Here is a 26,913-nt window from a genome sequence, read left to right on the forward strand (position 1 = left end):
CATGAGCGCCCCGCCCCCCCGGCGCGGCCTGCTGTCCCGCCTGCGCGCACGGCTGCGCGGCCGGCCGGACAGCGAGCACGAGATGAGCTTCAACCGCCTGGCCTTCGCGGTGATCATCATCCTCGTGCTGCTGGTGGACGGCTCGGCGGAGTCCCGCAGCGCGCTGCTGGTGATGGCGCTTTATGTCACGCTGGCGCTGGGCGTGCTGGGGCATATCCTGGTCTCCCCCGGCATCTCCCAGCCGCGCCGCCTCGCCGCCCTGCTGCTCGATTGCGGCTTCCTGTCCTGGCAGCTCTTCCTGGGCGGCGAGCCGGTGGCCATGTTCTGGCCCATCTATCTGTGGGTGGTGTTCGGCAACGGCTTCCGCTTCGGGCTGCGCTGGCTGCGCATTGCCATGGCCGCGGCGCTGGCCGGCTTCGGCGGGGTCATACTCGCCACGCCCTACTGGTCCGGGCAGCCGCACCTGGCCGTCGGGCTGCTGATCGGGCTGATGATCCTGCCGCTCTACGCCGGCACGCTGATCCGCAAGCTCTCCCTCGCCAAGCAGCAGGCGGAGGAGGCGAACAGCGCCAAATCCCTCTTCCTGGCCAGCGTCAGCCATGAGCTGCGCACCCCGCTCAACGCCATCATCGGCATGGGTGGCCTGCTGCGCGGCACCAGGCTCGATGCCGAGCAGCAGGAGATGACGCGCACGGTGGACAGCGCCGCGCGCTCCCTGCTGGCGCTGATCGACGACATCCTCGACCTGTCCCGCATCGAGGCGGGGCGGATGCCGACGGATGACGCGCCCTTCGAGGTGGCCGGGATGCTGGCCGAGCTGCGCGCCCTGATGGCCAGCCAGTGCCGCGAAAAGGGGCTGCGCTTCTCCGTCCATGCCAGCGCCCGCACCCCGCTGCGGCTGCGCGGCGACCGGCGGCACCTGCTCGAGGTGCTGCTGAACCTGGCCAGCAACGCGGTGAAATTCACCGCGACCGGCGGGGTGACGGTGACGCTGGACGCCACCCCCGCCGATGCCACCGGCCGCCGCCTGCGCCTGAGCGCCGAGGTGACCGACACCGGCATCGGCATCGCGCCCGAGGCGCAGGAGCGCATCTTCGAGACCTTCACCCAGGCCGATCCGAGCATCATCAACCGCTTCGGCGGCACCGGGCTGGGCCTGGCCATCTGCCGCCGGCTGGTGCGGCTGATGGGGGGCGAGATCGGCGTCCGCTCCAGCCCCGGCCTCGGCAGCACCTTCCATTTCGACCTGCTGCTGGACCCGGCGGAGCCGGTGGCGCCCGCGAGCCTGGCGGGGCTGGCCGCGGTGCTGCTGGACCCGGCGCCGATCCGCGCCGCCGCGCTGACCGAGACGCTGGCCAGCCTCGGCATCGAGGTTCGCCACGCCGCCACTCCGGCGGAGGCCGCCACCCTGCTGCGCGCCCGGCCCGAGGGGCCGGAGGGGCGCTGCCTGCTGCTCACCTATGACGGCCCCGGAAACATCCTGCCGCCCGAGACGCCGGCGCATCCCCGCGTGCTGATCACCCCCCTGCCCCAGGGGCTGGCGCCGGAGCCGATGCGGCGCGAGCATGTCACGGCGCTGCGGCCCGAGGCCGCGCCGGACGAGATCGCCCATGCGCTGCGCCTGGCCCTGGCGCTCAGCCCCCGCCCCGCCGCGCCGGCGGAAGCCGCTCCCGGCGCCGGGCCAGAGGGCGCGGCGGCGCCGGGTTCCGCCCAGCCGGGCCCCGCCCAGCCGGGCACGGCTCAGCCCGGTGCTCCCATCGCGCTGCCGGGGCGGCGCCTGCGCGTGCTGGTCGCGGATGACAGCCGGGTGAACCAGCGCGTCGTCGCCAAGATCCTGGAGCGCGCCGGCCACGAGGCCCGGCTGGCCGATGATGGCGACGCCGCGCTCGACATGCTGGAGCAGGAGGCGGACAGCTTCGACCTGGTGCTGATGGACGTGAACATGCCGGGGCTGGACGGCATCGAGGCGACCAAGCTGTTCCGCGTCATGGCGCTGGGCCAGCCGCACCTGCCCATCCTGGCGCTGACCGCCGACGCCACGGAGGAAAGCGCCCGCCGCTGTGCCGAGGCGGGCATGGACGGGCATGTGATCAAGCCCGTGCAGCCGGAGGAATTGCTGCGGATCGTCGAGGCCAATGCCCGGCCGCCGCGCGGCGGCACGGCCGGGGCCGCGGCGCCGGTGGCCGACATCGCCTCCCATCCCCGCTTCCGCATGACCACCCCGGCGCTGGACACCGAGACGCTGGAGAATCTCCGCAAGCTCGGCGGCGAGGAGTTCGTGGACGGGCTGGCGCGGGACTTCCTGTCCGACGCGGCGGAGCTGATCGAGTCGATCTCCGCCGCTGCCATCGCCGGCGATGCGCCGCGCTTCCATGCGGAGGCGCACGCCCTGCGCAGCAGCGCCGCCAACATCGGCGCCGCCGCGCTGTGCCGCCTGTGCGAGGAGTGGCGCAAGATGGGGCGGGAGGCGCTGATGCGGGAGGGGGCGGAGCTCGCGCTGCGCGCCAGGGCCGAGCTGGACCGCACGCGCCGCGCCTTGCTCCAGGAAGTGGACCCGCAAAGTCACCGCGGCTGAGCGCCCCTCCCCTGGCGCGCAGCCCCGACCGACCCTGGCGGGCGCCCGTCCGGCGCGTTGCCTTCACTCCGCCGCGGTCGCGAGGCCGGGGGAGCCGATCCCGCCCAGGCGCCGCTCCTGCGCCGCCACCAGGCGGCCCATCTTCTTCAGGTCCGTCTCGCCGAGGTTCATCGCAGCGGCGGCCCACATCTCCACCACGTCGCGCAGCTCCTCCAGCGTCACCGGGTTCACCCGCCGGCGGGCGCGGTAGAGGGTGGTGTGCGCGTTGTGCTTGCGGCTGTGGCGGGCGATGTAGTCGCGCGCCGTCGCCTCGCCCTCGCCATCCTCGGACAGCACGTCCACCACGCCCATCGCGTGCAGCTCCTCGGCGCCGTAGAGGCGGCCGGAGGTGATCATCTCCTCCGCCCGCTTCCGGTCCAGCCGGCGCGAGAGGAAGCTGTAGGCGCCCATGCCGGGGAACATGTTGAACAGGATCTCCGGCAGGCCGAGCTTGGCGCTGCGCTCGGCCACGATCAGGTCGAAGGAGAGGGCGTGCTCGAATCCGCCGCCCAGCGCGTCGCCCTGCACCAGCGCCATGGTCACCATGGGCAGGCCGAAGGCGATGTGGTTGCGGTGGATGGCCTCGACGGCGATGTGGCCGTAGCGCACCAGGGAGGCATGGTCGCGCGAGCGGATGCGCTCGGCGAAATGGGCCAGGTCGCCGCCGAGGTTGTAGATGCCCGGCACCGCCGAGGCCATCACGAACCACTCGGACGGCGCCTGCCCCGCCGCCGCGTGCTCGGCGTGGAAGCGGGCCATGATGTCCTGCATGCGGTGCACGTCCTGCATCAGGGCCAGGGTGTAGCTCGGCCGGCCCTGGGGACGCATGGTGCACCAGGCGGTGCGGGTCCCGGCCTCCAGCCGCAGCTCGAGGTTGTCGAGGCGCGCCTCCATCGGCAGCGGGCTGGAAGCGGCGCCCAGGGCGGCCTCGCGGCCGATGGCGTTGCTATCGGCCTGCGGAGCGGTGGTGCGATCGAAGTACATGCGGATTCTCCTGCGGGACGGCCGTGCCGCCCCTATTGGACGAGACGCCCATCCGCCGACCGCCGGCAGATGTGAAGGCGAAGCTCGCTGGCGCCATCCTAGCGTCGTGTGGCGCCTGCGCGCCCACGCCGCATCGCGGCAGCTTCGCCCTCTTTCCGCAACTTCCCACGCCGGGGGGTGTTTCCCGTTTGTCTCCGCTGCAAGACAGGTCACAATGATTCAGATCGACGACGAGCTTCTCGGCTGTCTCCCTGATCTCCGCGCCTATGCACGTTCTCTGACGCGCAACCGTCATGATGCGGATGATCTGGTGCAGGATGCCGTGCTTCGCATCCTCCACGCGGCCGATCGTTACCAGCCAGGAACAAACTTCAAGGCCTGGGCGTTCACGATCCTCCGCAACCGCTTCCTCAACGAATTCGTCGCGAAGCGCAAAGCCACCCGGGAGTTCGACGAAGGGGAGATGGAGCGCGTGCCGGTCGGGGCACGGCAGGAGGACGGGCTGGAGCTTTCAGATTTCCAGCGGATCTTCCACCGGCTTCCGGAGGACCAGCGTTCGATCCTCACCCTCGTCGCCGGCTCCAACATGCCCTACGAGGATGTGGCGAGGGTGCTCAACTGCGCCGTGGGAACCGTCAAGAGCCGCGTCCACCGCGCCCGCTCCGCCCTGCTGGCATTGCTGGAGGAGGAAAAGCTGCAGCGTTCCGTGCCACAGCGCCGCATGGCGCTCCGTCCCAGCGCCCGCGCCCTGGCCGCCGAGGAACAGCGCCGGCTGAGCTTCTGAAACCTCCCCTGCTTCGGTCTGCCCCCATGGTCCCGGGTAGTCCGGGGCAGCGTGGAGGCATTTCCCTCCCCGTCCCCCGCCGGCCTCAGAGGCCGTCACGGGATCCGTAGGGCGAGGGGCCGTAATAGCCGCGCACACGGCCGCTCCACAGCTCATCGGACCAGTCCACCGTCTCGCCCGCCTTGTAGGAGGGCGCATCGGCCAGTTGCTCTTCCGTCACGTCGACCACGTATCCGCCCAGCCCGACATCGTAGCGGAGCTGGTTCCAAGGCAGCGGAAAATGCGAGCCGCCGAAGCCGAGGAAGCCACCGAAGGACAGGACGGCGTACTCGACCCGGCCCTGCACCTTGTCGATCATCAGCGTGTCGATCGAGCCCAGCCTGTTGCCGGAGGTGTCGTAGACCGCGGTGCCCTCTACCCGGTCGGAGGCAATGAGCGCGGCGCGATCCTGGCGGGCAGCGGCGCCGGGCTGATTCTGGATCGGTTCTGACATGGAAACCTCTCCCACTGGTTGTTTGTCTCGCGGGGAATAACGCGGCGGCCGGTTCATGGTTCCACCGCAACCTGCAACTCTGCCCAGGCCGAGGCTTTTTCCCAGCATCACGGGCGCATCCCTTTCGCGGGAGCATCCCGTCTGCCAGAGGAGTTCCACAGGTATGTCCGATACCAAGAATGACCCTCCCGCGCGCGAGCGGGTGATCGAGCCGCCGCCGGGACATCACAGCGCCCCGATGCCGGACAAGCCCATCGACACCACCCAGGCACGCCAGGGCGTCACCTTCGGCCACATGCGCTGGGTGCTGCTGATCTCGCTCGTGCTGGTGATCGTCGCCTTCGCGCTGGCCGCCGCCTTCAGCTGACCGAAGGCGATGGCTGCGGGAGCAATCACAGGGAAGTTTTCGGGGGGGAGTGGCCGAGCTGGCCCTGCAACCGGAACTTGGCCACGGCGGAGCGGTTGATGGCAAGCCTGGGCCAAGCGGTGCCGGGCTTCGTTGTCCACCTCCGGCCGTGTGGCAAGCCGCGCGGCTCCCGAAGGGAGTTTCCCATGTCCCAGTCCCGCACCGGCAGTGGCAAGCAAGGCTTCGCATCAATGGATGAGGCGAAGCAGCGCACCATTGCTTCCAAGGGCGGCCAGAGCGTGCCCGCCGCCAAGCGGAGCTTCGCGCAGGATCCGGCCCTTGCCGCCGAGGCCGGCCGCAAGGGTGGCCAGGCCGTGCAGGCTGCCGACCGGTCCTTCTCGCGCGATCGCACCCTCGCCGCGCAGGCGGGCCGCAAGGGCGGCCAGGCCACGCACGGCCGCACGCAGCAGAAGAGCCCGCCTTCCGACGAAACCTGAGACGCTGGCCGGCGCGGCAGCGCCGGTCCGCCCTCCCCCAACCGGCCCCGCAGGAGCCTTCCATGGCCATCGACAGCATCGTGCCCCTGACCACCCGTTCCGCCGCCGACAGCCCCTCCTACGCTCTGCGCGCCGCGCTGGCGGAGCGTCTGGCGGCGCATCGGCAGATGGCGCGGGAAGCCGGCGCGGTGCTGACGCAGCTGCGGCCGCGCCCCGAGGTGGAGCGCGACCGCGGCATGGCCCTGATGCCGGCCAAAGTGGCCAGCGCCGCCTGAACGGGGCAAGGAGCCAGACATGTCCAACACCCGCCCCCCGCCGCGTCCGCCCCATGGCGATGGAGAGGCTGAGGCCCCGGAGGGGCAGCGCGCGGCGAAGCAGGCCCAGCTGACGCCGGAAACCGGAGCCGGTGGCGTGGCTCCGAGGGACCCGGCCAACGCTCCCTCGGAACCCAGCCCGGAACCTCCCTCGCCCGGCACCTCGCACGAGCAGGACCCCGATCCGAAGCCCTTGCCGGAAGAGGCGCAGCGGCAACTGCCCGACACCCAGTACGGCAAGGCCGGCCCGATGAACCCGCCCCCCGAGACGACCAAGCCCTGAGGAGCGGAATCGGGGAGGCGCGCCCGCGGCCATGCCCTGTGCCGGGCCGGCAGGGTGCCGGGCCGGCAGGGCCTCCCCTTCGTCCGACTCCGGCCCTGCCGAGATCACGCTCGTGGGCGGCCAAGCTGGAACGATCGGCGGGTCTCGGGCGTTCTTCCGGCAGAGCGGCCGTGCCCAGCATGGCCCTGGAAGCTGGAGAACAGGCATGACAACAAGCGAAGATAAGATGGTCGCCGCCGCCGACGGGATCGAGCCCTCCGCCCTCAAGACCCTCAGCGCCTACCTGCATGACAGCCACCGCGGCTACGACCAGGGCCGCCGCCTGACCCATGACCGGTTCCTCCGTATCGAGTTCACGGAACTCGCGGAGAAGCGCGAGAAGATGGCGCAGGATGTGGACGCCCTGCTGCGGCAGCATGACGAGGCGCCGCGCAAGGGCGGCAGCACGCTGGGGGCGGCGCACCGTGCCTTCCTCGACCTGAAGGGTACGCTGTTCGGCCAGGGCCGGCTGCGGGTGCTGCGCGAGGTGGTGCGCGGCGAGGCGGCGCTGGAAGATGCCTATGACGAGGCCCTGGCCGCCGACCTGCCGGTGGAGGCACGCCAGTTGCTGCAGCGCCAGCACCGCCAGGTGCGCGCCACGCGCGACCGCTATGCCGCCATGCTGGACCATGATGAGCCGCAGGAGCAGGCGCTGGCCCTGCAAGGCAGCGGGCTGGTCGCGCGCTTCAACCGCCTGACCCAGCCGGTGACGAGCAACCCGATCCTCTCCGCCATCGTCGTCACCGCCGTGTCCGTGCTGACGGCGCGGCTGCTGCGGAGCCGCTCCTCCCACCGCTACCGCTGAGCAGGATGCAGGGGGAAGGCAGCGCCTCCCCCCATCCGCCGGCCTCCCCTCCTGCGGCTCAGGCCGCCAGGAGGTGCAGGGAGAACAGGCCCTGCGGGTCCTGCCACACTGCCTCGGGCCGCCAACCCGTCTCGCGCGCCATGGCCTGGAAGGCCTCCGGTGCGCGCTTGTAGCTGTTCTCGGTGTGGATGCTCTCGCCGGCGCTGAAATGGATCGTCTCGCCGGCCACCGAGACGGATTGCGCGGTGTCGCTGCGCAGATGCATCTCGATGCGGCTCTCCGCCACGTTCCACACCGCCTGGTGTGAGAACCGCGCCAGGTCGAAATCCGCCGCCGCCTCGCGGTTCAGCCGGTGCAGCAGGTTGAGGTTGAAGGCGGCCGTGACGCCGGCGGCGTCGTCATAGGCGGGGATCAGCACCGCCGGCGATTTCGGCAGGTCCACCCCGACGAGGAAGCGCGCACCCTGCCCGAGCGAGGCGCGCACCGCGCCCAGGAAGGCCAGCGCCGCCTCGGTGTCGAGGTTGCCGATGGTGGAGCCGGGGAAGAAGCCCAGCAGCGGTGCCGGTAGCGGCGGCAGAGCGATGCGCCGGTTGAAGTCGCACACCTGCGGATGCACCGCGACGGCGGGGAAGCGCGCGCGGATCTCCCGCGCCGAGGCCTTCACGGCCCCCTCCGCGATGTCGAGCGGCACGTAGGCGGCCGGCGCCTCCAGGGCAGAGAGCAGCAATGCCGCCTTGGTGGCGGAGCCCGCGCCGTATTCCACCACCGAGGCGCCGCGCCCGATGCGTGCGTGCAGCTCCGGCCCCACCTGCCGCAGCAGCGCGAGCTCGGTGCGGGTCACGTAGTATTCCGGCAGGGTGGTGATGGCCTCGAACAGCCGGCAGCCTTCCGGGTCGTAGAGCAGATGCGGCGGCAGGGTCTTGCGCGGGGCGGCGAGGCCGCGCAGCGCGGTCTCGGCAACCAGCGGGTCGAAGGCGCTGGCCTTGGCGGTGGCGACGGCACGCATGCGGGTCACTGCTCCTCGGCGAGGCGGAGGCCGGTGAACTGCCAGCGCCGGTCGGGATGGAAGAAATTGCGGTAGGTCAGCCGCGCATGATCGGGCGGCGTGGCGAGCGAGCCGCCGCGCAGCACCATGGTGTTGATCATGAACTTGCCGTTGTACTCGCCCACCGCGCCCGGCGGCGGGCGGAAGCCGGGATAGGGGCGGTAGGCGCTGCCGGTCCATTCCCAGACGAAGCGGCCGGCATCCTCCAGCAGGCCGCGGCGGGCGGCGGCCTCCCACTCCTCCTCCGTCGGCAGGCGCTTGCCGGCCCAGCGGGCGAAGGCATCCGCCTCGTACCAGCTGACATGCCGCACCGGCGCCGCCGGATCGAGCGGGCGCAGCCCGCCGGGCGTCATCTGGCACCACTGGCCGCCGCGCTTCTCCCAGTAGAGCGGGGCTTCCCAGCCGCCCTGCTGCGCCGCGCCCCAGCCCTCGGCCATCCAGAGCAATGGCTGGCGGTAGCCGCCATCGGCGATGAAGGCACACCACTCGGCGTTGCGCACCAGCTGCGAGGCGATGCGCCCGGTGGGCACCAGCGCGTCGTGGCAGGGCCGCTCATTGTCGAAGGCGAAGCCGGAATGCAGCGCGCCGATGCGCACGATGCCGCCCTCCAGCGGCTGCATCGCCGCGCTCTCGCGCGAGGGGGGCGCAGGCTCCTGCCAGTCCGGGATCATGGCGGGGCGCAGCGGGTTGAAGGAGAAGGCGTGCAGCAGGTCGGTGATCAGCAGCTCCTGGTGCTGCTGCTCGTGCTGCAGGCCCAGTTCGACGAGATCGGCCAGCTCCGCTGTCGCGCCGCGCTCCAGCAGGCGCTCCATCGCCGCGTCCACATGGGCGCGGTACTCCCCCACCTCGCTGGCCGAGGGCCGGGTGAGCAGCCCCCGCTGCGGCCGGGCATGGCGGGGCCCGACCTGTTCATAATAGGAGTTGAACAGGTAGGAGAAGCGCTCGTCGAAGGGGGTGTAGCCGGGGAGATTGGGGCCCAGCACGAACTGCTCGAAGAACCAGGTGGTGTGGGCCCGGTGCCATTTGGCGGGGCTCGCATCCGGCATCGACTGGATGCACTGGTCCTCGTCGCTGAGGGCGGCCGCGAGGCGGTCGGTGTGCTGTCTTACCCGCCGCCAGCGCGCGGCGAGGACGACGTCCTCCTTCTCCGCGACGCTCAGCACCGGGGTGCGTTCCGCCAGTGCCGGAAGTGGCCGGGATGGAAGTCTGGCATGGGCGCCCTCCCTCATCGTGGTTGGCCGGGCACACACCCGGCCTGAGCGCTAACGGTGCCGGCGCCGGGAGGTTGCGGGATTGCGGCCCTTCCTCACGCAACCTTGGGCGGCGCCCGGCGTTGCGAGCCCACAGCCTTCCACGCCACCGGCGACAAAGGACGCATCTCTCTTGCCTGATGCCGCTTTCCCCAACGCCATCTATTACATGAACCCCCTTGCCGTCGGACCCCTCACCGGAGCGATGGATCTCTGGAAGGAGGAGTTCGGGCGCGTCGCCGCGCTGGGCTTCGGCAGCGTGGCCCTGGCGCCGCCTTTCGAGCCCGGCCTGGAGGGCGACCTGTTCCAGCCGCGCGATCTCGCGCGGCTGCACCCGGCGCTGGGCGGCGGCGCGGCGCTGGAGGCCCTGCGCGGGCTGGCCGAGGCGGCACGCGCGCAGGGTCTCTCGGTCATCCTCGACCTGCCCACGGCCCGGATGGCGCGCGACGCCGTCCTGCTGCGCCAGAACCCGGGCTGGAAGGCCGGCGACCCCGACCGGGACGCGCCGCCGGACCCGCGCGGCCAGCCGGGGGTGGCGCTGGCCGATCCCGCGCCGGCCGCCCTCCGGTCGTGGTGGGCCGCCCGGCTCGTGGAATGGGCGCAGGCCGGCATCGCCGGCTTTCGTTGCCTTTCGCCCGGCGCGGGGAAGGCGTTCTGGCAGCCGCTGATCTCCGCCACGCGGGAGGCGGCGCCGGATACGGCCTTCATCGCCTGGGCGCCCGGCCTGCCGGCCGGCGCAGTGCCGGGGCTGGCGGGCGCTGGCTTCGACCTCGTGGCATCCTCCCTGCCCTGGTGGGACTTCTCGGCCGCGTGGTGGCCGGACGAGGTAAGCCGCCTCGCCCCCGTGGCGCCGCTGCTGGCGGCACCGGAGGCGCCCTTCGCCCCGCGCCTCGCCACCCGCCATGCAGACCGTGCCGAGGCTGGCCGCGCCGCGCTGCGCGCCCTGCGCTTCGCGACCCTCTCCGGCACGGCCTGGATGCTGCCGATGGGCTATGAGTATGGTGCCATCCATCGCATGGGCCAGGGCGCTGGCGAGGCCCGCGATTTCGCCGCGCTGCGCCGCGCGCCAAGGCTGGACCTGACGGGGGCGGTGCGCGAGGCCAATGCGGAGCGTGCCCGGCTGCCCGCCGCGCAGGGCCGCGCCGCGCCAGCCCTGCTCTCCGCCCCGCATGCGCCGGTGGCGCTGCTGCGCGAGGCTGCGGACAGCCGGATGGTGGTGCTGGCGAACCCCTCCCTGCGCCACCCCGCGAAACTCTCCGCCGCGCAGGTCACCGGATTGCTGCCCCGGCCGGGCAGCCTGCCGCAGAACGCCATCACCGCCGAGGGCCGGCTTGCGCTGGCGCCGGGAGAAATCCGCAGCATGCCGATCGACGACGTGGCCGATATCCAGCTGCCTCTGGCCGATGAGGGAGAGGCCGTCGGCCAGGCCATCTCGGCGCCCCGCATCGCCATCGAGGCCATGCAGCCGGCCGTGGACATGGGCCGCTTCCCGGTGAAGCGCCCGGTGGGCCAGGCGGTGATCGTCACCGCCGACGTGTTCACCGAGGGGCACGGCAAGATCGCCGTCCGCCTGCTCTGGCGCGCCGCCGACGCCGAGGGCTGGCGCGAGGTGCCGATGGTGCACACGGTGAACGACATCTACACCGCCGCCTTCGTGCCCGAGCGGGTGGGCCGGCACGAATACACGGTGGAGGCCTGGGTCGACCACTACGCCGCCTTCCGCGACGAGATCACCAAGAAGCATGCCGCCGGCGTGCGCATCGCGCTGGAGCGGCAGGAGGGGCTGATCCATCTGGAGAAGGCGCAGCCGCGCCTTTCCGGCGCCGAGGCGGAGGCGCTGGCCGGGCTGGTCGCGCAGCTCCGCAGCGCCGACGACGCGACGGCCGTGGCCCTGTTCACCGCGCCCGAGACGGTGCGGCTGATGACGCTGGCCGATGACCGCCCCTTCCGCGTGCGCGAGGCCCCGCTGCCGCTGGATGTGGAGCGCCGCGCCGCCGGCTTCTCCTCCTGGTACGAGATCTTCCCGCGCTCGCAGAGCGGCGACGCCAACCGCCACGGCACCTTCGACGACGTGATCCGCGCTCTGCCCCGGGTGCGGGACATGGGCTTCGACGTGCTCTACTTCCCGCCCATCCACCCGATCGGCAAGAAGAACCGCAAGGGGCGCAACAACACGCTGACGCCGGGGCCGGACGATCCGGGCAGCCCCTACGCCATCGGCTCCGAGGAGGGCGGGCACGACGCCGTGCACCCCGAGCTCGGCACCATCGAGGATTTCCGCCGCCTGCGGGACGCCGCCGCGCAGCACGGGCTGGAGCTGGCGCTGGACTTCGCCATCCAGTGCTCGCCCGACCACCCGTGGCTGCGCGACCACCCGGAATGGTTCGAGTGGCGCCCGGACGGCTCCATCCGCTACGCCGAGAATCCGCCGAAGAAGTACGAGGACATCGTCAACGTCGATTTCTACAAGCCCGGCGCCATGCCGGCCCTGTGGCTGACGCTGCGCGACATCGTGCTGTTCTGGGTGGGCGAGGGCGTCAAGCTGTTCCGCGTCGACAACCCGCACACCAAGCCCCTGCCCTTCTGGGAGTGGATGATCGGCGAGGTGCGGGCGCGCGATCCGGAGGTGGTGTTCCTCTCCGAGGCCTTCACGCGGCCGAAGGTGATGTACCGGCTGGCCAAGGTGGGCTTCGGCCAGTCCTACACCTACTTCACCTGGCGCAACACCGCCTGGGAGATGCAGCAGTACCTGGAGGAGCTGAACCAGCCGCCGGTGCGCGACTTCTTCAAGCCGCATTTCTTCGTCAACACGCCCGACATCAACCCGGTCTTCCTGCAGAACAGCGGCCGGCCCGGGCACCTGATCCGCGCCGCGCTGGCGGCCACCCTCTCCGGCCTCTGGGGCGTCTACAACGGCTTCGAATTGTGCGAGGCGCGGCCCGTGCCGGGCAAGGAAGAGTACCTCGACAGCGAGAAGTACGAGATCAAGGTGTGGGACTATGACCGCCCTGGCAACATCACCGGCGAGATCACCGCGCTGAACCGCATCCGCCGGCAGAATCCGGCGCTGCACTCGCATCTCGGCGTCACCTTCCTGCGCTCCAACCACGAGGGCATCCTGCTCTACGTGAAGATGACGCCGGAGCGGGAGAACGTCGTCCTGGTCGCGGTCTCGATGGACCCGCACCAGGCGCTGGAGAGCCATATCGAGCTGCCCCAGTACGCGATGGGCCTGCCGAACGGCGCCGGCCTCGTCGCCGAGAACCTGATGCAGGGCGGTGAGGAGGTGTGGCAGGGCACCCACCGCCGCCTCCGCCTCGACCCGCACGCCATGCCCTTCGCCATCTGGCGCCTCCGCGCCGCCGACAAGGCCTGATCCATGCCGCGTAACGACAAGCCGCACATGCCGGAAGATCCGCTCTGGTACAAGGATGCGGTGATCTACCAGCTCCACATCAAGTCGTTCTTTGATTCGAACGATGACGGCGTGGGCGACCTGCCCGGCCTGATGGCGAAGCTCGACTATATCGCCTCTCTCGGCGTGGACGCGGTCTGGCTGCTGCCCTTCTACCCCTCGCCGCGGCGCGACGACGGCTACGACATCGCCGAGTACAAGGCCGTCCATCCCGAATACGGCTCGATGGCCGACATCAAGCGGTTCATCGCCGCGGCCCATGCGCGCAACATCCGCGTCATCACCGAGCTGGTCATCAACCACACCTCGGACCAGCACCCCTGGTTCCAGCGCGCGCGCCGCGCCAAGCCCGGCTCGGCGCACCGCGACTACTACGTGTGGTCCGACACCGACAAGAAGTACGACGGCACCCGTATCATCTTCCTGGATACGGAGAAGTCGAACTGGACCTGGGACCCGGTGGCCGGCGCCTATTTCTGGCACCGCTTCTACAGCCACCAGCCGGACCTGAACTTCGACAACCCGCAGGTGATGAAGGAAGTGCTCTCCGTCATGCGCTTCTGGCTCGATGCCGGCGTGGACGGGCTGCGGCTGGACGCCATCCCCTACCTGATCGAGCGGGACGGCACCAACAACGAGAACCTGCCCGAGACGCATGTCGTCCTGAAGAAGATCCGCGCGGCGCTCGACGCGCATGCGCCAGGCCGCATGCTGCTGGCCGAGGCCAACCAGTGGCCGGAGGACACGCAGCAGTATTTCGGCGATGGCGACGAATGCCACATGTCGTTCCACTTCCCGCTGATGCCGCGCATGTACATGGCGATGGCGCAGGAAGACCGCTTCCCGATCACCGACATCTTGCGGCAGACGCCCGAGATCCCCGACAACTGCCAGTGGGCGATCTTCCTGCGCAACCATGACGAGCTGACGCTCGAGATGGTGACCGACAAGGAACGGGACTACCTGTGGGAGACCTATGCCTCCGACAAGCGGGCGCGCATCAACCTCGGCATCCGCCGCCGCCTGGCGCCGCTGCTGGAGCATGACCGCCGCCGCATCGAGCTGATGAACTCGCTGCTGCTCTCCATGCCCGGCACGCCCGTGATGTATTACGGCGACGAGATCGGCATGGGCGACAACATCCATCTCGGCGACCGCGACGGCGTGCGCACGCCGATGCAGTGGTCGCCCGACCGCAATGGCGGCTTCTCCCGCGCCAACCCGGCCAAGCTGGTGCTGCCCGCTATCATGGACCCGGTCTACGGCTTCGAGGCGGTGAACGTCGAGGCGCAGTCGGCCGACCAGCACTCGCTGCTGAACTGGACGCGGCGGATGCTGGCGGTGCGGCGGCGCCACAAGGCCTTCGGCCGCGGCAGCTTCGGCTACCTGTATCCCGGCAACCGCAAGGTGCTGGCCTATCTGCGCGAGCATGAGGGCGAGACCATTCTCTGTGTCTGCAACCTCTCGCGCAGCGCGCAGGCGGTGGAGCTCGACCTCTCGCAATTCGCCGGGCGCGTGCCGGTGGAGCTGCTCGGCGGCACCTCCTTCCCGCCGATCGGGCAGCTCACCTACCTGCTGACCCTTCCCCCTTATGGCTTCTACTGGTTCGTGCTGGCCACGGAAGCCGCCATGCCCACCTGGCACACACCGGCCCCCGAACCCATGACCGAGCTTTCCACGCTGGTGATGCGCAGCGGCCTCAACGAGGTGCTGGCACCCGCCTCCCGCAAGGTGCTGGAGCAGGACGCCCTGCCCAAGTACCTCGCCAAGCGCCGCTGGTTCGCCGGCAAGGATGGCGGCGGCGCGCTGCAGCCGCGCCTCGCCTTCGCCGAGGCGCTCGCCGGCCGCACCGTCGAGGTGCTGCTGGCCGAGGTGGAGGTGCCCGAGGGCGAGGGCCAGGCGCGCTACCTGCTGCCCCTCGGCATCGCCTGGGAGGATGAGACGAGCGCCGCGCTGCCGCAGCAGCTGGCGCTCGCCCGCATCCGCCGCGGCCGCCGCGTCGGCGTGCTGACGGATGCCTTCGCGCTCGACGTCCTGCCCTGGTCGGTGCTGCGCGGCCTGCGCGAGAAGGCGGTGATGCCGCTCTCCGAGGGCGAGATCCGCTTCCTGCCCACCTCCCTGCTGGAGGGGATGGACATTCCGCAGGATGCGGAGATCCGCCGCCTCTCGGCCGAGCAGTCCAACTCCTCGCTGATCATCGGCGAGCACGCGGTGCTGAAGCTGGTCCGCCGCGTCACCGAAGGCATCAGCCCCGAGACGGAGATGACCCGCCATCTCACCGAGAAGGGGTTCGGCCAGACCGCACCGCTGCTGGGCGAGGTGGTGCGGGTGACGCCGGACGGCACGCCGCGCACCCTCGTGGTCGTGCAGGGCTTCGTCCGCAACCAGGGCGATGGCTGGGGCTGGACCACCGACTACCTGACCCGCACCGTCGGCCAGATCGCCATGACCAAGGGGCCGGCGGGCGAGCAGGAGGACGTGTTCTCCAACTACACCATGTTCGCCACCGCCCTCGGCCGGCGCCTGGCGGAAATGCACGCGCTGCTGGCCGAGGAGAGCGAGGACGCCGCCTTCAACCCGGAGCCGGCCACGGAGAAGGATGCGCGCGGCTGGGCCAAGGGCGCCCGCACCCAGATCGAGGCGGCGCTGCGCGCCATCGGCGGCGTGAAGGACTGGGCCAGCCCCGAGGATGCCGAGCGCGCCGCCCGGCTGCTGGAGGGCAAGGCCGCGCTGCTGGCCTCGGTCGATGGCCTCGCCGCCGCCGCCGAGGGCGCGCTCAAGACGCGCATCCATGGCGACTTCCATCTCGGCCAGGTGCTGGTGGTGCAGGGCGATGCCTGCATCATCGACTTCGAGGGCGAGCCGGCCAAGACCCTGGCGCAGCGCCGCGCCAAATCCTCGCCGATGCGCGACGTGGCCGGGCTGCTGCGCTCCTTCGACTATGCCGTGGCCACGGTGATGCCGGAGCTGCAGGCTGCCGCGCCGGAAGGCGATGGCCGCCCGGCGGTGCTGCTGGAGGAGTTCCACAGCCGCGCCAGCGCCGCCTTCCTCGACGCCTACCGCGCCGTGCATGCCGAGACGCCGCGCCCCTGGGTGCGGCCGGAGGCGGAGACGGCGCTGCTCGACCTCTTCCTGCTGGAAAAGGCCGCCTACGAAATCTGCTACGAGGCCGCCAACCGCCCCGCCTGGCTGCGCATCCCGATGCGTGGGCTGGATGAGCTGGCGCAGCGCCTCCCGGCGAAGGACTGACGCATGGCCGAGACCACGCTGCCCCCCGAGGCCATCCACGCCCTGGCGGAGGGCCGCCATGGCGACCCCTTCGCCGCGCTGGGCCCGCATGACACCCCGGCAGGGCGTGTGGTGCGCACCATGCTGCCCGGCGCCACCGCCGTCTCGGCGGTGGCGGAGGATGGCACCCTGCATCCGCTGACGCCGCTCCACGCCACCGGCCTGTTCGAGGGCCCGGTGCCGGCCGGGAACTACCGGCTGCACATCGACTGGGGCGGCGTGGTGCAGGAGGCGGAGGACATCTACGCCTTCGGCCCGCTCCTCGGCGAGCTGGACATCCACCTGCTGAAGGAGGGCACCCACCAGGATATCGCCCGCTGCCTTGGCGCCCACCCGATGGAGGTGGAGGGCGTGCCCGGCGTGCGCTTCGCCGTCTGGGCGCCCAATGCCAAGCGTGTCTCGGTGGTGGGTGATTTCAACAGCTGGGATGGCCGCCGCAACCCGATGCGGCTGCGCCAGGAATGCGGGGTGTGGGAGATCTTCATCCCCCGCCTCGGCGTCGGTGCCGTCTACAAGTTCGAGCTGCTGGACCCGAATGGCAGCATCCTGCCGCTGAAGGCCGACCCCGTGGCCTGGCAGGCCGAGCCCGCCCCTGCCACCGGCTCGATCGTGGCCGATACCGCGGCCATCCGCGCGGCGCCGCGCGAGATCCCGCCCGGCGACCCGGCGACGCGCCCCATGGCTGTCTACGAGGTGCATGCCGGCTCCTGGATGCGCGGCGAGGGCAATGCTCCCCTCTCCTGGGAGGAGCTGGGCGACAAGCTGATCCCCTATGTGCGGGAGATGGGCTTCACCCATGTCGAGTTCCTGCCCGTCATGGCGCATCCTTTCGGCGGCTCCTGGGGCTACCAGCCGCTCGGGCAGTTCGCGCCGCAGGGCGATTTCGGCCCGCCGGAGCATTTCGCGCGCCTCGTGGAGCGCTTCCATGAGGCCGGCATCGGCGTGATCCTCGACTGGGTGCCGGCGCACTTCCCGACCGACACGCACGGCCTGGCCCGCTTCGACGGCACCGCGCTCTACGAGCACGCCGACCCGCGCGAGGGCTTCCACCAGGACTGGAACACGCTGATCTACAACCTCGGCCGGCGCGAGGTGCGGAACTTCATGATCGGCAGCGCGCTGCACTGGCTGGAGCATTACGGGGTGGACGCGCTGCGCGTCGACGCCGTGGCCTCGATGCTCTACCGCGACTACAGCCGCAAGCATGGCGAGTGGGTGCCGAACATCCATGGCGGGCGGGAGAACCTGGAGAACATCTCCTTCCTCCAGGAACTCTCCAACGTCGTCGCCGAGCGCTGCCCGGGCAAGCTGCTGATCGCCGAGGAGAGCACCGCCTTCCCCGGCGTCACCCGCAAGGCCAGCGAGGGCGGCCTGGGCTTCGACTTCAAGTGGAACATGGGCTGGATGCACGACACGCTCCACTACATGGAGCGCGACCCGATCTACCGGCAGTACCAGCATGGCAGCATGACCTTCGGCATGGTCTACGCCTATTCCGAGCGCTTCATGCTGCCGCTGAGCCATGACGAGGTGGTGCACGGCAAGGGCTCGCTGATCGGCAAGATGCCGGGCGACGAGTGGCAGAAATTCGCCAATCTCCGCGCCTACCTGGCCTTCATGTGGACGCATCCGGGCAAGAAGCTGCTCTTCATGGGCGGCGAGATCGCCCAGGTGCGGGAGTGGAACCACGACCGCTCGCTGGACTGGCACCTGCTGGACGACCCGCGCCATGCCGGCCTGCAACGCCTGCTGCGCGACCTCAACCGCCTCTACGCCACGCTGCCCGCCCTGCACGCGCTGGATTGCGACCCGGCCGGCTTCCGCTGGGTGGTGATGGACGATGCCGTGAACAGCGTGCTGGCCTTCCTGCGGCTGGGGCCGGAGGGCAGCGCGCCGGCGCTGGTGGTCTGCAACCTGACGCCGGTAAACCGCACGGCCTACCGCCTCGGCGTGCCCTTGGACGGCGCCTGGCGCGAGGTGTTCAACTCGGACGCGGCCATCTATGGCGGCGCCAATGGCGGCAATGGCGGCCGCGTGCAGGCGCAGGCGATCGCCTCGCACGATTTCGAGGCCTCGCTGGCGCTGGAACTGCCGGGCCTGTCCACGCTGGTGCTGACGCCGGAGGGCTGATCCCTTGCCCCTGCTCCCCGACTGGCTGCTGCCGGGCCGTCCCGACCCGCTCGGCGCCACCTGGGACGGGCTGGGGATCAACTTCGCCGTCTTCTCGGCCCATGCGACCCGGGTGGAGCTGTGCCTCTTCGATCCCTCGGGCCGCAAGGAGATGGCGCGCCTCCCCCTGCCGGAATGCACGGACGAGGTGTGGCACGGCTACCTGCCCGAGGCACGCCCCGGGCTGATCTACGGCTACCGCGCGCACGGCCCCTACCACCCGGAGCAGGGCCACCGCTTCAACCCGAACAAGCTGCTGCTCGACCCTTATGCGCGGCAGCTCTCCGGCACCCTGCGCTGGTCGGACGCGCTGTTCGGCCACCGCCACGGCCCCGGCCGCACCGACCTCAGCTTCGACCGGCGGGACAGCGCCGCCGCCATGCCGAAGGGCGTGGTGGTGGACGACGCCTTCAACTGGGGCGACGACCGCCCCCCCGCCGTGCCCTGGGACCGCACGGTGATCTACGAGGCGCATCTGCGTGGCCTGACCATGCGGCGGGAGGATCTGGTGCCCCGCGAGCGTGGCACCTTTGCCGCCCTGGCCAGCCCGCCGATGATCGAGCACCTGCTGAAGCTCGGCGTCACGGCGGTGGAGCTTCTGCCGGTGCAGGCCTTCCTGCAGGACCGCTTCCTGGTGGAGAAGCGCCTGCGCAACTACTGGGGCTACTCCCCCCTCTCCTACTTCGCGCCGGAGCCCGCCTATCTCGCCAGCGGCGGGCTGGACGAGATCCGCGTCGCCATCCGCCGGCTGCACGCCGCCGGCATCGAGGTGATCCTCGACGTGGTCTACAACCACACCTGCGAGGGCGATGGGCTCGGCCCCACCCTCTCCTGGCGGGGCCTCGACAATGCCAGCTACTACCGCCTGCAGCCCGGCGAGGAACGGCGCTACATCGACGAGACGGGCTGCGGCAACACGGTGAACCTCGCCCACCCGCGCGTGCTGCAGATGGTGATGGACAGCCTGCGCCACTGGGCCACCGCCTACCGCGTGGACGGCTTCCGCTTCGACCTGTGCAGCACGCTGGGGCGGGAGGGCAACAACGGCTTCGACCCCGGCTCCGGCTTCTTCGACGCCATCCGCCAGGACCCGGTGCTCTCCCGCCTGAAGCTGATCGCCGAGCCCTGGGACATCGGGCCGGGCGGCTACCAGCTCGGCCACCACCCCCCCGGCTTCTCGGAATGGAACGACCGCTTCCGCGACGGGGTCCGCCGCTTCTGGCGCGGCGATGCGGGGCTGCGCCCCGATCTCGCCGCCCGCCTCTCCGGCTCCGGCGACCTGTTCGAGAAGCGCCGCCGCCGCCCCTGGGCCTCGGTCAACTTCGTCGCCGCGCATGACGGCTTCACGCTGGAGGACCTCGTCAGCCACGCGGAGCGGCACAACGAGGCCAATGGCGAGGAGAACCGCGACGGGCATGGCGAGAATTTCAGCGCCAACTGGGGCGTGGAAGGCCCGACCGACGACCCCGACATCCTGGAGCTGCGCGGCCGGCTGAAGCGCGCCATGCTGCTGACGCTGCTCGCCGCGCACGGCACCCCCATGCTGCTCGGCGGCGACGAGTTCGGCCGCACCCAGCGCGGCAACAACAACGCCTATTGCCAGGACAATGAGGTGTCCTGGTTCGACTGGGCGCTGGCCGCCACCCCGGCGGGGCAGGAGCTGGCCGCCTTCACCGCCCGCGCCGCCGCGCTGCGCCGCCAGCACCCCACCCTGCGCAGCCCCGTCTTCCGCCACGGGCAGACCGAGCCCCTGCCCGGCATGCCCGACACCGCCTGGTTCGACGCCGATGGCGCGCCGATGACGCCGGAGCGCTGGAACGATCCCGAGGGCCGCGTGTTGCTGCTGCGGCGTGCCGGCCCGGCCCGCGGCGAGGGGGCGGAGAGCGAGGGGGTGGAAGTGACGCTGCTGCTGCTGAACGCCTCCGGGCGGGACCGGGTGGTGACGCTGCCCTCCCCCGCCCTGGCCTGGATCTCGGTGCTCGACAGCGCCGAGCCGGAGGCGCCCGGCCATCCGGTGGGCGGCGCAACCCTGCGTCTGGCCGCACGTTCCGCCCGTCTGCTGGTGGCATTGCCGCCCCTTGAGGATCATCCCGGATGACGCGACGCTTCTCCTACGGCCCCTCGCCCGATGCCGGCGGGCAGACCGGCTTCCGCCTCTGGGCTCCCGGTCAGCCGGGGGTCACCCTGGAACGCCGCGACGCCGAGCCGGTGCCGATGCAGGCCGCCGCCGATGGCTGGTGGGAATGCACCGTGCCGGCGCCGCCCGGCACCCGCTACCGCTATGCCCTGGGCAACGGCCCCACCGTGCCCGACCCCGCCTCGCACGCCCAGGATGGCGACGTGGATGGCTGGAGCGTGGTGGTGGACCATTTCGCCTATCGCTGGAAGCAGGGCGACTGGCGCACCCACCCCTGGCCGCAGAGCGTGGTCTATGAGCTGCACGCCGGGGCCATGGGGGGCTTCCGCGGCATCATGGCGCAGCTGCCGCGCCTGGCGGCGCTCGGCGTCAACACCATCGAGCTGATGCCGGTGAACGACTTCGCCGGCAGCCGCAACTGGGGCTATGACGGCGTGCTGCCCTATGCGCCGGACGAGACCTACGGCACGCCGGACGACCTCAAGGCGCTGGTCGATGCCGCGCATGGCCATGGCCTCGCGGTGATGCTGGACGTGGTCTACAACCATTTCGGCCCGTCGGGGAATTACTGGCACAGCATCGCGCCGGACTTCTTCCGCAAGGATGTCAGCACCCCCTGGGGCGACGCGATCGACTTCCGCGAGACGCCGGTGCGGGACTTCTTCATCGAGAACGCCATCTTCTGGCTGACCGAGTACCGCTTCGACGGGCTGCGGCTGGACGCGGTGCACGCCATCCCGGATGCCAGCTTCCTGCCCGAGCTGTCCCGCCGCGTGCGCGAGGCCGCCGGCAGCCGCCGCGTCTACCTGGTGCTGGAGAACGAGAACAACGACGCCACGCTGCTGGAGCACGACTTCGACGCGCAGTGGAACGACGACGCGCACCACTGCCTGCACGTGCTGCTGACCGGCGAGACGGATGCCTACTACGCCGACTATGCCGACCGCCCGGCCGGGCACCTGGCCCGCTCGCTGGCGGAGGGCTTCGTCTACCAGGGCGAGGAATCGGCCAATCTCGGCCATGCGCGCGGCAAGCCGAGCGGCCACCTGCCGCCCTCGGCCTTCGTCAATGCGCTGCAGAACCACGACCAGGTGGGCAACCGTGCCTTCGGCGACCGCATCTACACCCTGGCCCCTGCCGATGCGGTGCGCGCCGCGCTGCTGCTGAAGCTGCTGGCGCCGCAGGTGCCGATGCTGTTCATGGGCGACGAGTTCTTCTCCGAGCGCCCCTTCCTGTTCTTCACCGGCTTCCCCTCGGAGGATCTGGCGAAGGCGGTGCGCGAGGGGCGCCGCAAGGAATTCGCCAAGTTCGCCGCCTTCGCCGACCCGGAGAAGCGCGAGCGCATCCCCGACCCCAACGCCCCCGGCACCTTCGAGGCCAGCCGCCTCGACCTCTCGGAGCGCGAGAAGCCGGCCCAGGCGGAGGCGGAGCGCTTCGTCACCGACCTGCTGAAGCTGCGCGCCCGCCGCCTCGCCCCGTATCTGGCCGAGGCACGCTCGCTCGGCGCCGAGGCGCTGGGCACCCATGGCGTGCGGGCGCAGTGGAAGCTGGGGGATGGCTCGGTGCTGACCATCCTGGCGCAGTTCGGCGACACCGCCATCCCCGCCCAGCCCGGCCCCGGCACGCTGCTGGCGGAATCGCTGCCCGGCCTCGGCGCCGCGGTGGCCGAGAACGGCATCGGGCCCCGCGCCGCCATCGCCTGGCTGCAGGAGCCCGCGGCATGAGCCAGGACCCTGCCCTGCGGCGCCTGGCCCGCGCCGTCGGGCTGATGATCGACTGGGAGGACGCCAACGGCCGCAGGCACCAGACCACGCCCGAGACGCTGCGCAGCGTGCTGGGCGCGCTGGGCCTGCCGGCCGATGGCGAGGGCGCGCTGCGCGACAGCGCCGCCCGGTTCCGCGCCGCGCACCGCGCCCTGCCGCCGCTGCGAACGGCCGAGCCCGGCATCGACATCCGCCTGCCGCTGCCGCCCGGACGCTACAGCCTGACCGCCGAGGATGGCACCCAGGTGGAAGGCATGGCCGAGGCCGCGCCGGGCGGCGCGCGCCTCGCCGCCCCCGCCCTGCCCGGCTACTACACGCTGGAACTCTCCGGCCAGGCCCTGACCCTGGCCGTGGCGCCCGCGCATGGCCACCGCATCGAGGATGCCTGCGAGGGCCAGGCCGCCTGGGGACTGGCGGTGCAACTCTACTCGCTGAAGCGCAGCGGCGATGGCGGCGTCGGCGACTACGCCGCGCTGTGCACCTTCGCCGCCGCGGCGGCGGCGCAGGGGGCCGATGCCGTCGCGATCTCGCCCGTGCACGCGCAGTTCAGCGCCGACCCCAGCCGCAGCAGCCCCTATGCGCCCTCCAGCCGCCTCTGGCTCGATGTGCGCCACGCCGATGGCGAGGACCTGCTGCCCGGCCTGCCGCCCTTCGGCGCGGAGCTGGCCGCCGATTGGGCGCGGCTGGAAGCGCTGCCGATGGTGGAGTGGCCCGCCGTGGCCGCCGCCCGGCTGGCCCGGCTGCGGCAGATCCACCGCGCCTTCCGCGAGGCGCCACCCGGCGAGGCGCATGCGGCCTTTGCGCGCTTCCTGGCCGAGGGCGGCACCTCGCTCACGCGCCATGCCCGGTTCGAGGCGCTGCACGCCGCGCAGCTCGCCGCCGGCCCGGCGCGCTGGCACTGGCGCGACTGGCCCGCCGCCCTGCGCGACCCCGAGAGCCCGGAGGTGGCCGCCTTCGCCGAGGCGCAGGCCGAGGAGGTGGCGTTCCATGCCTTCGCGCAGTTCCTGGCCGACCGTGGCCTCTCGGCGGCGCAGCGCGCGGCGCGGGAGGGCGGCGCGCGCATCGGCCTGATCGCCGACCTCGCCATCGGCGTCGATGGCGGCGGCGCCGATGCCTGGGCGCGGCAGACCGAGTTCCTCTCCGGCGTCGAGATCGGCGCCCCGCCCGACATCTTCAACGCGAAGGGCCAGAGCTGGGGCATCACCACCTATTCGCCGCACGGGCTGACCGCCAACGGCTTCGCCGCCTTCCGCGAGATGCTGGGCGCCGCCTTCCGCAACGCGGGCGGCGTGCGGCTGGACCATGTGCTGGGGCTGCGCCGGCTCTGGCTGGTGCCGCAGGGCGAGGGTCCCGCCGCCGGCTGCTACCTGCGCTACCCGCTGGAAGACATGCTGCGGCTGGTGGCGCTGGAATCGCACCGCCACAAGGCCATCGCCATCGGCGAGGACCTCGGCACCGTGCCGGAGGGCTTCCGGCCGAAGCTGCAGAATGCCGGCCTCGCCGGCATGCGGGTAATGTGGTTCGAGCAGAGCGGCAAGTCCTTCAAGGACCCGGCGCGCTGGACGCGCGAGGCCGTCTCCATGACCTCCACCCACGACCTGCCCACCGTCGCCGGCTGGTGGGAAGGGCGCGACCTGCTCTGGCGCGAGACGCTCGGCACCACGCTGGAAGGCCAGGCCGAGACGCGTGCGGCGGAACGGCCGAAGCTGTGGGAGGCCTTTCGCAAGGCCGGCGTGGCCGAGGGGCCGGTGCCCGGCCCGGAGGCGGGGGCGCGGGTGGCCGATGCCGCCGCCGCCTATATCGGCCGCGCCCGCTGCGCCCTGGCCCTGCTGCCGCTGGAGGACGCCGTGGCGGCGGTGGAGCAGCCGAACATGCCCGGCACCATTGACGAGCACCCCAACTGGCGCCGCCGGCTGCACCCACCGGTGGAGCGCCTGTTCCACGACCCCGCGATCGAACAGCGCCTGCGGGGCCTCGCCCGGGCGCGGAGAGCCCCATGAGCGACCACGCGCAGCCCCACCCGGCCGCCACCACCCACCCCCGCGCCACCTACCGCATCCAGTTCCACGCCGGCTTCACGCTGGATGACGCGGTGGCCATCGTCCCCTACCTGGCGCGGCTGGGGGTGAGCCACCTCTACGCCTCGCCGCTGCTGCCGGCCGCGCCCGGCTCCACCCATGGCTACGACATCACGGCGCATGACGCGATCAACCCCGCCCTGGGCGGCGAGCCGGCGCTGCGCCGCCTGGTGGCCGCGCTGCGCGCCGAGGGGATGGGGCTGCTGCTCGACATCGTGCCCAACCACATGGGGGTGGACGGCCCGCACAATGCCTGGTGGCAGGACGTGCTGGCCCGCGGGATGGAGAGCGCCTACGCCCGCTTCTTCGACATCGACTGGAACTCGGACGACCCGACGCTGAAGGGCCGCATGCTGGCCCCCTTCCTCGGCCGCCCCTATGGCGAGGCGCTGGCGGAAGGCGAGCTGCGCCTGGTGAAGGAAGGCCCCACCGGCCTCGCGGTCGCCTATTTCGACAACCGCTTCCCCATCGCCCCGCGCGACGCCGAGAGCATCCTGGAGGACCGGGACGGCCTGGCGGAGCACGACACGAAGAGCCTGACCGGCGCCGCCCGCCTGCACGCGCTGCTGGAGCGGCAGAACTACCGCCTCGCCTGGTGGCGCACCGCGACGGACGAGATCAACTGGCGCCGCTTCTTCGACGTCACCGGTCTCGCCGGCTTGCGCGCCGAGGAGCCGGAGGTGTTCGACGCCACGCATGAGCTGATCCTGCGCCTCTACGCCGAGGGGCTGATCGACGGCGTGCGCATCGACCATGTCGACGGCCTGGCCGACCCTGGCGGCTATTGCCGCAAGCTGCGCCGCCGCATGGAGAGCGCCGGGCACCGCCGCCCGGCCGGAGCGCCGTCCGGCCCGCCCTACATCCTGATCGAGAAGATCCTCGCCCCCGGCGAGCGGCTGGAGACCCGCTGGCAGACCGACGGCACCACCGGCTACGACTTCATGGACCAGGTCTCCGCCGTGCTGCACGATACGGCCGGCGAGGCGCCGCTCTCCGCCCTCTGGCGCGAGGCCAGCGGCAGTGAGGCCGATTTCCACGCCGAGGAGTTCCAGGCGCGCAAGCAGATCCTGCGTGACAGCCTGGCCGCCGAGCTGGATGGCTGCGCCCGCGCCCTGCACCACCTGGCGCGCGGCCATCTGCGCTCGCGCGATTTCTCCTTCAACGCCATCCGCCGGGTGCTGGCGCAGCTCCTGGTCCACTTCCCCGTCTACCGTGTCTATGTGCGCAACGGCACGCCGACGGCGCAGGATGCGGCGGTGCTGCGCCAGGCGGCCGAGGCCGCCCGCGCCAGCCTCAAGCCCACCGACCACGCGGCGCTCAGCCACCTGCTCTACTGGCTGGCCGAGGAGCCGGTGCGCGAGCGGCCGCCGGGCGAGAGCCGCCGCGCCCTGCTGGTGGCGCGCACGCGCTTCCAGCAGCTCTCCTCCCCCACCGCCGCCAAGTCGGTGGAGGACACGGCCTTCTACCGCTACGGCAGGCTGCTCTCGCGCAACGAGGTGGGCTCCAACCCCGGCCACTTCGCCATGCCGCCGGAGACCTTCCACGCCCTGATGGCGGCGCGCGCCACGGAGTGGCCGCATGCGCTGCTCGCCACCGCCACGCACGACCACAAGCGGGGCGAGGATGTGCGGATGCGCCTCGCCGTGCTGTCCGAGATCCCCGACGACTGGGCGGCGGCGCTGCGCGGCTTCCTGGCCGAGAGCCGGGAGCTGGTGCAGGACCTGCCGGACGGCCCGGCGCCCACGCCCGGCGACGCGGTGATGCTGCTGCAGATGGTCGTCGCCTCCTGGCCGCTGGGCCTGCCGGTGACGGACCGCGCCGGCATCGGGGCCTGGGTGGAGCGGCTTTCCGGCTGGCTGCAGAAGGCGATGCGCGAGGCCAAGCGCCGCTCCGGCTGGGCCATGCCGGACGAGGCCTACGAGCAGGCCACCGCCGGCTTCCTGCGCGGCGTGCTGGACGTGGCGGCCCACCCCGCCCTGGCCACGGGGCTGCAGGGCTTCGCCGCGCGCATCGCCCTGCCGGGGGCGCTGAAGAGCCTGGCGCAGACGACGCTGCGCCTGACCTGCCCCGGCGTGCCGGATGTCTATCAGGGCACCGAGTTCTGGGACGAATCCCTGGTGGACCCGGACAACCGGCGCCCGGTGGACTACGCCGCCCGCCGCGCCGCGCTGGCGCGGAATGCGGAGCCGGCTGGCCTGCTGGCCGACTGGGCCTCGGGCACGGTGAAGCAGGCGTTGATCCACCGCCTCCTGCTGGCCCGCGCCGAGGCGCCGGCGCTGTTCACCGCCGGGCACTACACCCCGCTGCCCCTGGAAGGGGCGCAGGCGGGGGCGATGCTGGCCTTCCTGCGCCAGGAGGCGGGCGAGGCCCTGCTGGTGGCGGTGCCGCGCCTCTCCGTGCCGCTGCTGGGCCGCGGGGAGACCCTTTCCGTGCCCGACACCGTCTGGGGCGACACGCGGCTGGTGCTGCCCCCGGCGCTCTCCGGCCGCTCCTGGCGCTGCCTGCTGACGGGCGCCTCCGTGCCCGCCGGGGATGCGCTGCCGCTCGCCGGCCATCCGCTGCCGCTGCGGGTGCTGCGCGCCGCGGGCTGAGCCTGGAAGCCGGGGCGC

Annotated in this window: 18 protein-coding genes; 14 read left to right on the forward strand and 4 right to left on the reverse strand. The window is 71.9% G+C overall.

Annotation, left to right across the window (positions count from 1 at the left end; translation table 11 throughout):
• The first annotated feature begins 1 nt into the window (after window position 1).
• Window positions 2–2,575, forward strand: coding sequence for an ATP-binding protein (locus tag ACFOY6_RS08890; RefSeq protein WP_379650208.1), 2,574 nt, complete (start codon window positions 2–4; stop codon window positions 2,573–2,575).
• Window positions 2,576–2,638: 63 nt separating this feature from the next.
• On the opposite strand, the gene ACFOY6_RS08895 is transcribed toward ACFOY6_RS08890, so the two are convergent.
• Window positions 2,639–3,598, reverse strand: a complete 960-nt coding sequence (locus ACFOY6_RS08895; protein ID WP_379650210.1) for a crotonase/enoyl-CoA hydratase family protein — start codon at window positions 3,596–3,598, stop codon at window positions 2,639–2,641.
• A 214-nt stretch (window positions 3,599–3,812) separates the two neighbouring features.
• On the opposite strand from ACFOY6_RS08895, the gene ACFOY6_RS08900 reads away from it, so the two are divergent.
• Window positions 3,813–4,382, forward strand: coding sequence for a sigma-70 family RNA polymerase sigma factor (locus ACFOY6_RS08900; protein ID WP_109515239.1), 570 nt, complete (start codon window positions 3,813–3,815; stop codon window positions 4,380–4,382).
• Between the two features lie 85 nt (window positions 4,383–4,467).
• Here the strand turns inward: ACFOY6_RS08900 and ACFOY6_RS08905 are convergent, their stop codons facing one another.
• Window positions 4,468–4,875 carry a PRC-barrel domain-containing protein gene (locus ACFOY6_RS08905; protein ID WP_109515238.1) on the reverse strand — a complete coding sequence of 136 codons (408 nt, stop codon included), beginning with the start codon at window positions 4,873–4,875 and terminating at the stop codon, window positions 4,468–4,470.
• Window positions 4,876–5,038: 163 nt separating this feature from the next.
• On the opposite strand from ACFOY6_RS08905, the gene ACFOY6_RS08910 reads away from it, so the two are divergent.
• The 5 genes from ACFOY6_RS08910 (at window position 5,039) to ACFOY6_RS08930 (ending at window position 7,159) form a co-directional block, all read left to right on the forward strand.
• Window positions 5,039–5,242 carry a hypothetical protein gene (locus ACFOY6_RS08910; RefSeq protein WP_109515237.1) on the forward strand — a complete coding sequence of 68 codons (204 nt, stop codon included), beginning with the start codon at window positions 5,039–5,041 and terminating at the stop codon, window positions 5,240–5,242.
• 185 nt (window positions 5,243–5,427) lie between these two features.
• A complete protein-coding gene (locus tag ACFOY6_RS08915; protein ID WP_245906048.1) occupies window positions 5,428–5,718 on the forward strand; it encodes a con-10 family general stress protein in 291 nt (96 codons plus the stop codon).
• A gap of 62 nt (window positions 5,719–5,780) precedes the next feature.
• Window positions 5,781–5,993: a hypothetical protein gene (locus tag ACFOY6_RS08920; RefSeq protein ID WP_109515235.1), complete on the forward strand. Its 213-nt coding sequence runs from the start codon at window positions 5,781–5,783 to the stop codon at window positions 5,991–5,993.
• Window positions 5,994–6,129: 136 nt separating this feature from the next.
• The gene (locus ACFOY6_RS08925; protein WP_379650212.1) at window positions 6,130–6,315 is read left to right on the forward strand and encodes a hypothetical protein; all 186 of its coding nucleotides are present in this window, start codon (window positions 6,130–6,132) and stop codon (window positions 6,313–6,315) included.
• Between the two features lie 205 nt (window positions 6,316–6,520).
• Window positions 6,521–7,159, forward strand: coding sequence for a PA2169 family four-helix-bundle protein (locus ACFOY6_RS08930; RefSeq protein ID WP_379650214.1), 639 nt, complete (start codon window positions 6,521–6,523; stop codon window positions 7,157–7,159).
• A gap of 58 nt (window positions 7,160–7,217) precedes the next feature.
• Here ACFOY6_RS08930 and egtD read toward each other — a convergent pair whose 3' ends face one another.
• The gene (gene egtD, locus ACFOY6_RS08935) at window positions 7,218–8,165 is read right to left on the reverse strand and encodes an L-histidine N(alpha)-methyltransferase (protein WP_379650216.1); all 948 of its coding nucleotides are present in this window, start codon (window positions 8,163–8,165) and stop codon (window positions 7,218–7,220) included.
• A gap of 5 nt (window positions 8,166–8,170) precedes the next feature.
• Window positions 8,171–9,367 carry an ergothioneine biosynthesis protein EgtB gene (gene egtB / locus ACFOY6_RS08940; RefSeq protein ID WP_245906046.1) on the reverse strand — a complete coding sequence of 399 codons (1,197 nt, stop codon included), beginning with the start codon at window positions 9,365–9,367 and terminating at the stop codon, window positions 8,171–8,173.
• A gap of 220 nt (window positions 9,368–9,587) precedes the next feature.
• On the opposite strand from egtB, the gene ACFOY6_RS08945 reads away from it, so the two are divergent.
• Genes ACFOY6_RS08945 through treY form a run of 7 tightly spaced genes read left to right on the forward strand, consistent with a single transcriptional unit; the run spans window position 9,588 to window position 26,895 of the window.
• Window positions 9,588–12,830: a maltotransferase domain-containing protein gene (locus ACFOY6_RS08945; protein WP_379650219.1), complete on the forward strand. Its 3,243-nt coding sequence runs from the start codon at window positions 9,588–9,590 to the stop codon at window positions 12,828–12,830.
• Between the two features lie 3 nt (window positions 12,831–12,833).
• On the forward strand, window positions 12,834–16,118 hold the full coding sequence (gene treS, locus ACFOY6_RS08950; protein WP_379650221.1) for a maltose alpha-D-glucosyltransferase: 3,285 nt from the start codon (window positions 12,834–12,836) through the stop codon (window positions 16,116–16,118).
• 3 nt (window positions 16,119–16,121) lie between these two features.
• Complete coding sequence (gene glgB / locus ACFOY6_RS08955) at window positions 16,122–18,287, forward strand: 1,4-alpha-glucan branching protein GlgB (RefSeq protein WP_379650223.1); 2,166 nt, start codon at window positions 16,122–16,124, stop codon at window positions 18,285–18,287.
• Window positions 18,288–18,291: 4 nt separating this feature from the next.
• A complete protein-coding gene (glgX, locus tag ACFOY6_RS08960; protein WP_109515229.1) occupies window positions 18,292–20,424 on the forward strand; it encodes a glycogen debranching protein GlgX in 2,133 nt (710 codons plus the stop codon).
• Complete coding sequence (gene treZ / locus ACFOY6_RS08965; RefSeq protein ID WP_379650226.1) at window positions 20,421–22,187, forward strand: malto-oligosyltrehalose trehalohydrolase; 1,767 nt, start codon at window positions 20,421–20,423, stop codon at window positions 22,185–22,187. The genes glgX and treZ overlap by 4 nt, the downstream gene beginning before the upstream one ends.
• Window positions 22,184–24,226 (forward strand): 4-alpha-glucanotransferase, encoded by a 2,043-nt coding sequence (gene malQ / locus ACFOY6_RS08970; protein ID WP_379650228.1) that lies wholly within the window; start codon window positions 22,184–22,186, stop codon window positions 24,224–24,226. Before treZ ends, malQ begins: the two co-directional genes overlap by 4 nt.
• A complete protein-coding gene (gene treY, locus ACFOY6_RS08975) occupies window positions 24,223–26,895 on the forward strand; it encodes a malto-oligosyltrehalose synthase (protein WP_379650230.1) in 2,673 nt (890 codons plus the stop codon). Before malQ ends, treY begins: the two co-directional genes overlap by 4 nt.
• Window positions 26,896–26,913: the final 18 nt, after the last annotated feature.

The sequence above is a fragment of the Teichococcus aestuarii genome (assembly GCF_042651065.1).
GTDB lineage: Bacteria > Pseudomonadota > Alphaproteobacteria > Acetobacterales > Acetobacteraceae > Pseudoroseomonas > Pseudoroseomonas aestuarii.

Bases quoted from the DNA above. Each gene is read 5' to 3' on its own strand.
- ACFOY6_RS08890 (WP_379650208.1), top strand. From the start codon at position 2: ATGAGCGCCCCGCCCCCCCGGCGCGGCCTGCTGTCCCGCCTGCGCGCA.
- ACFOY6_RS08895 (WP_379650210.1), bottom strand. From the start codon at position 3,598: ATGTACTTCGATCGCACCACCGCTCCGCAGGCCGATAGCAACGCCATC.
- ACFOY6_RS08900 (WP_109515239.1), top strand. From the start codon at position 3,813: ATGATTCAGATCGACGACGAGCTTCTCGGCTGTCTCCCTGATCTCCGC.
- ACFOY6_RS08905 (WP_109515238.1), bottom strand. From the start codon at position 4,875: ATGTCAGAACCGATCCAGAATCAGCCCGGCGCCGCTGCCCGCCAGGAT.
- ACFOY6_RS08910 (WP_109515237.1), top strand. From the start codon at position 5,039: ATGTCCGATACCAAGAATGACCCTCCCGCGCGCGAGCGGGTGATCGAG.
- ACFOY6_RS08915 (WP_245906048.1), top strand. From the start codon at position 5,428: ATGTCCCAGTCCCGCACCGGCAGTGGCAAGCAAGGCTTCGCATCAATG.
- ACFOY6_RS08920 (WP_109515235.1), top strand. From the start codon at position 5,781: ATGGCCATCGACAGCATCGTGCCCCTGACCACCCGTTCCGCCGCCGAC.
- ACFOY6_RS08930 (WP_379650214.1), top strand. From the start codon at position 6,521: ATGACAACAAGCGAAGATAAGATGGTCGCCGCCGCCGACGGGATCGAG.
- egtD (WP_379650216.1), bottom strand. From the start codon at position 8,165: ATGCGTGCCGTCGCCACCGCCAAGGCCAGCGCCTTCGACCCGCTGGTT.
- treS (WP_379650221.1), top strand. From the start codon at position 12,834: ATGCCGCGTAACGACAAGCCGCACATGCCGGAAGATCCGCTCTGGTAC.
- glgB (WP_379650223.1), top strand. From the start codon at position 16,122: ATGGCCGAGACCACGCTGCCCCCCGAGGCCATCCACGCCCTGGCGGAG.
- treZ (WP_379650226.1), top strand. From the start codon at position 20,421: ATGACGCGACGCTTCTCCTACGGCCCCTCGCCCGATGCCGGCGGGCAG.
- malQ (WP_379650228.1), top strand. From the start codon at position 22,184: ATGAGCCAGGACCCTGCCCTGCGGCGCCTGGCCCGCGCCGTCGGGCTG.
- treY (WP_379650230.1), top strand. From the start codon at position 24,223: ATGAGCGACCACGCGCAGCCCCACCCGGCCGCCACCACCCACCCCCGC.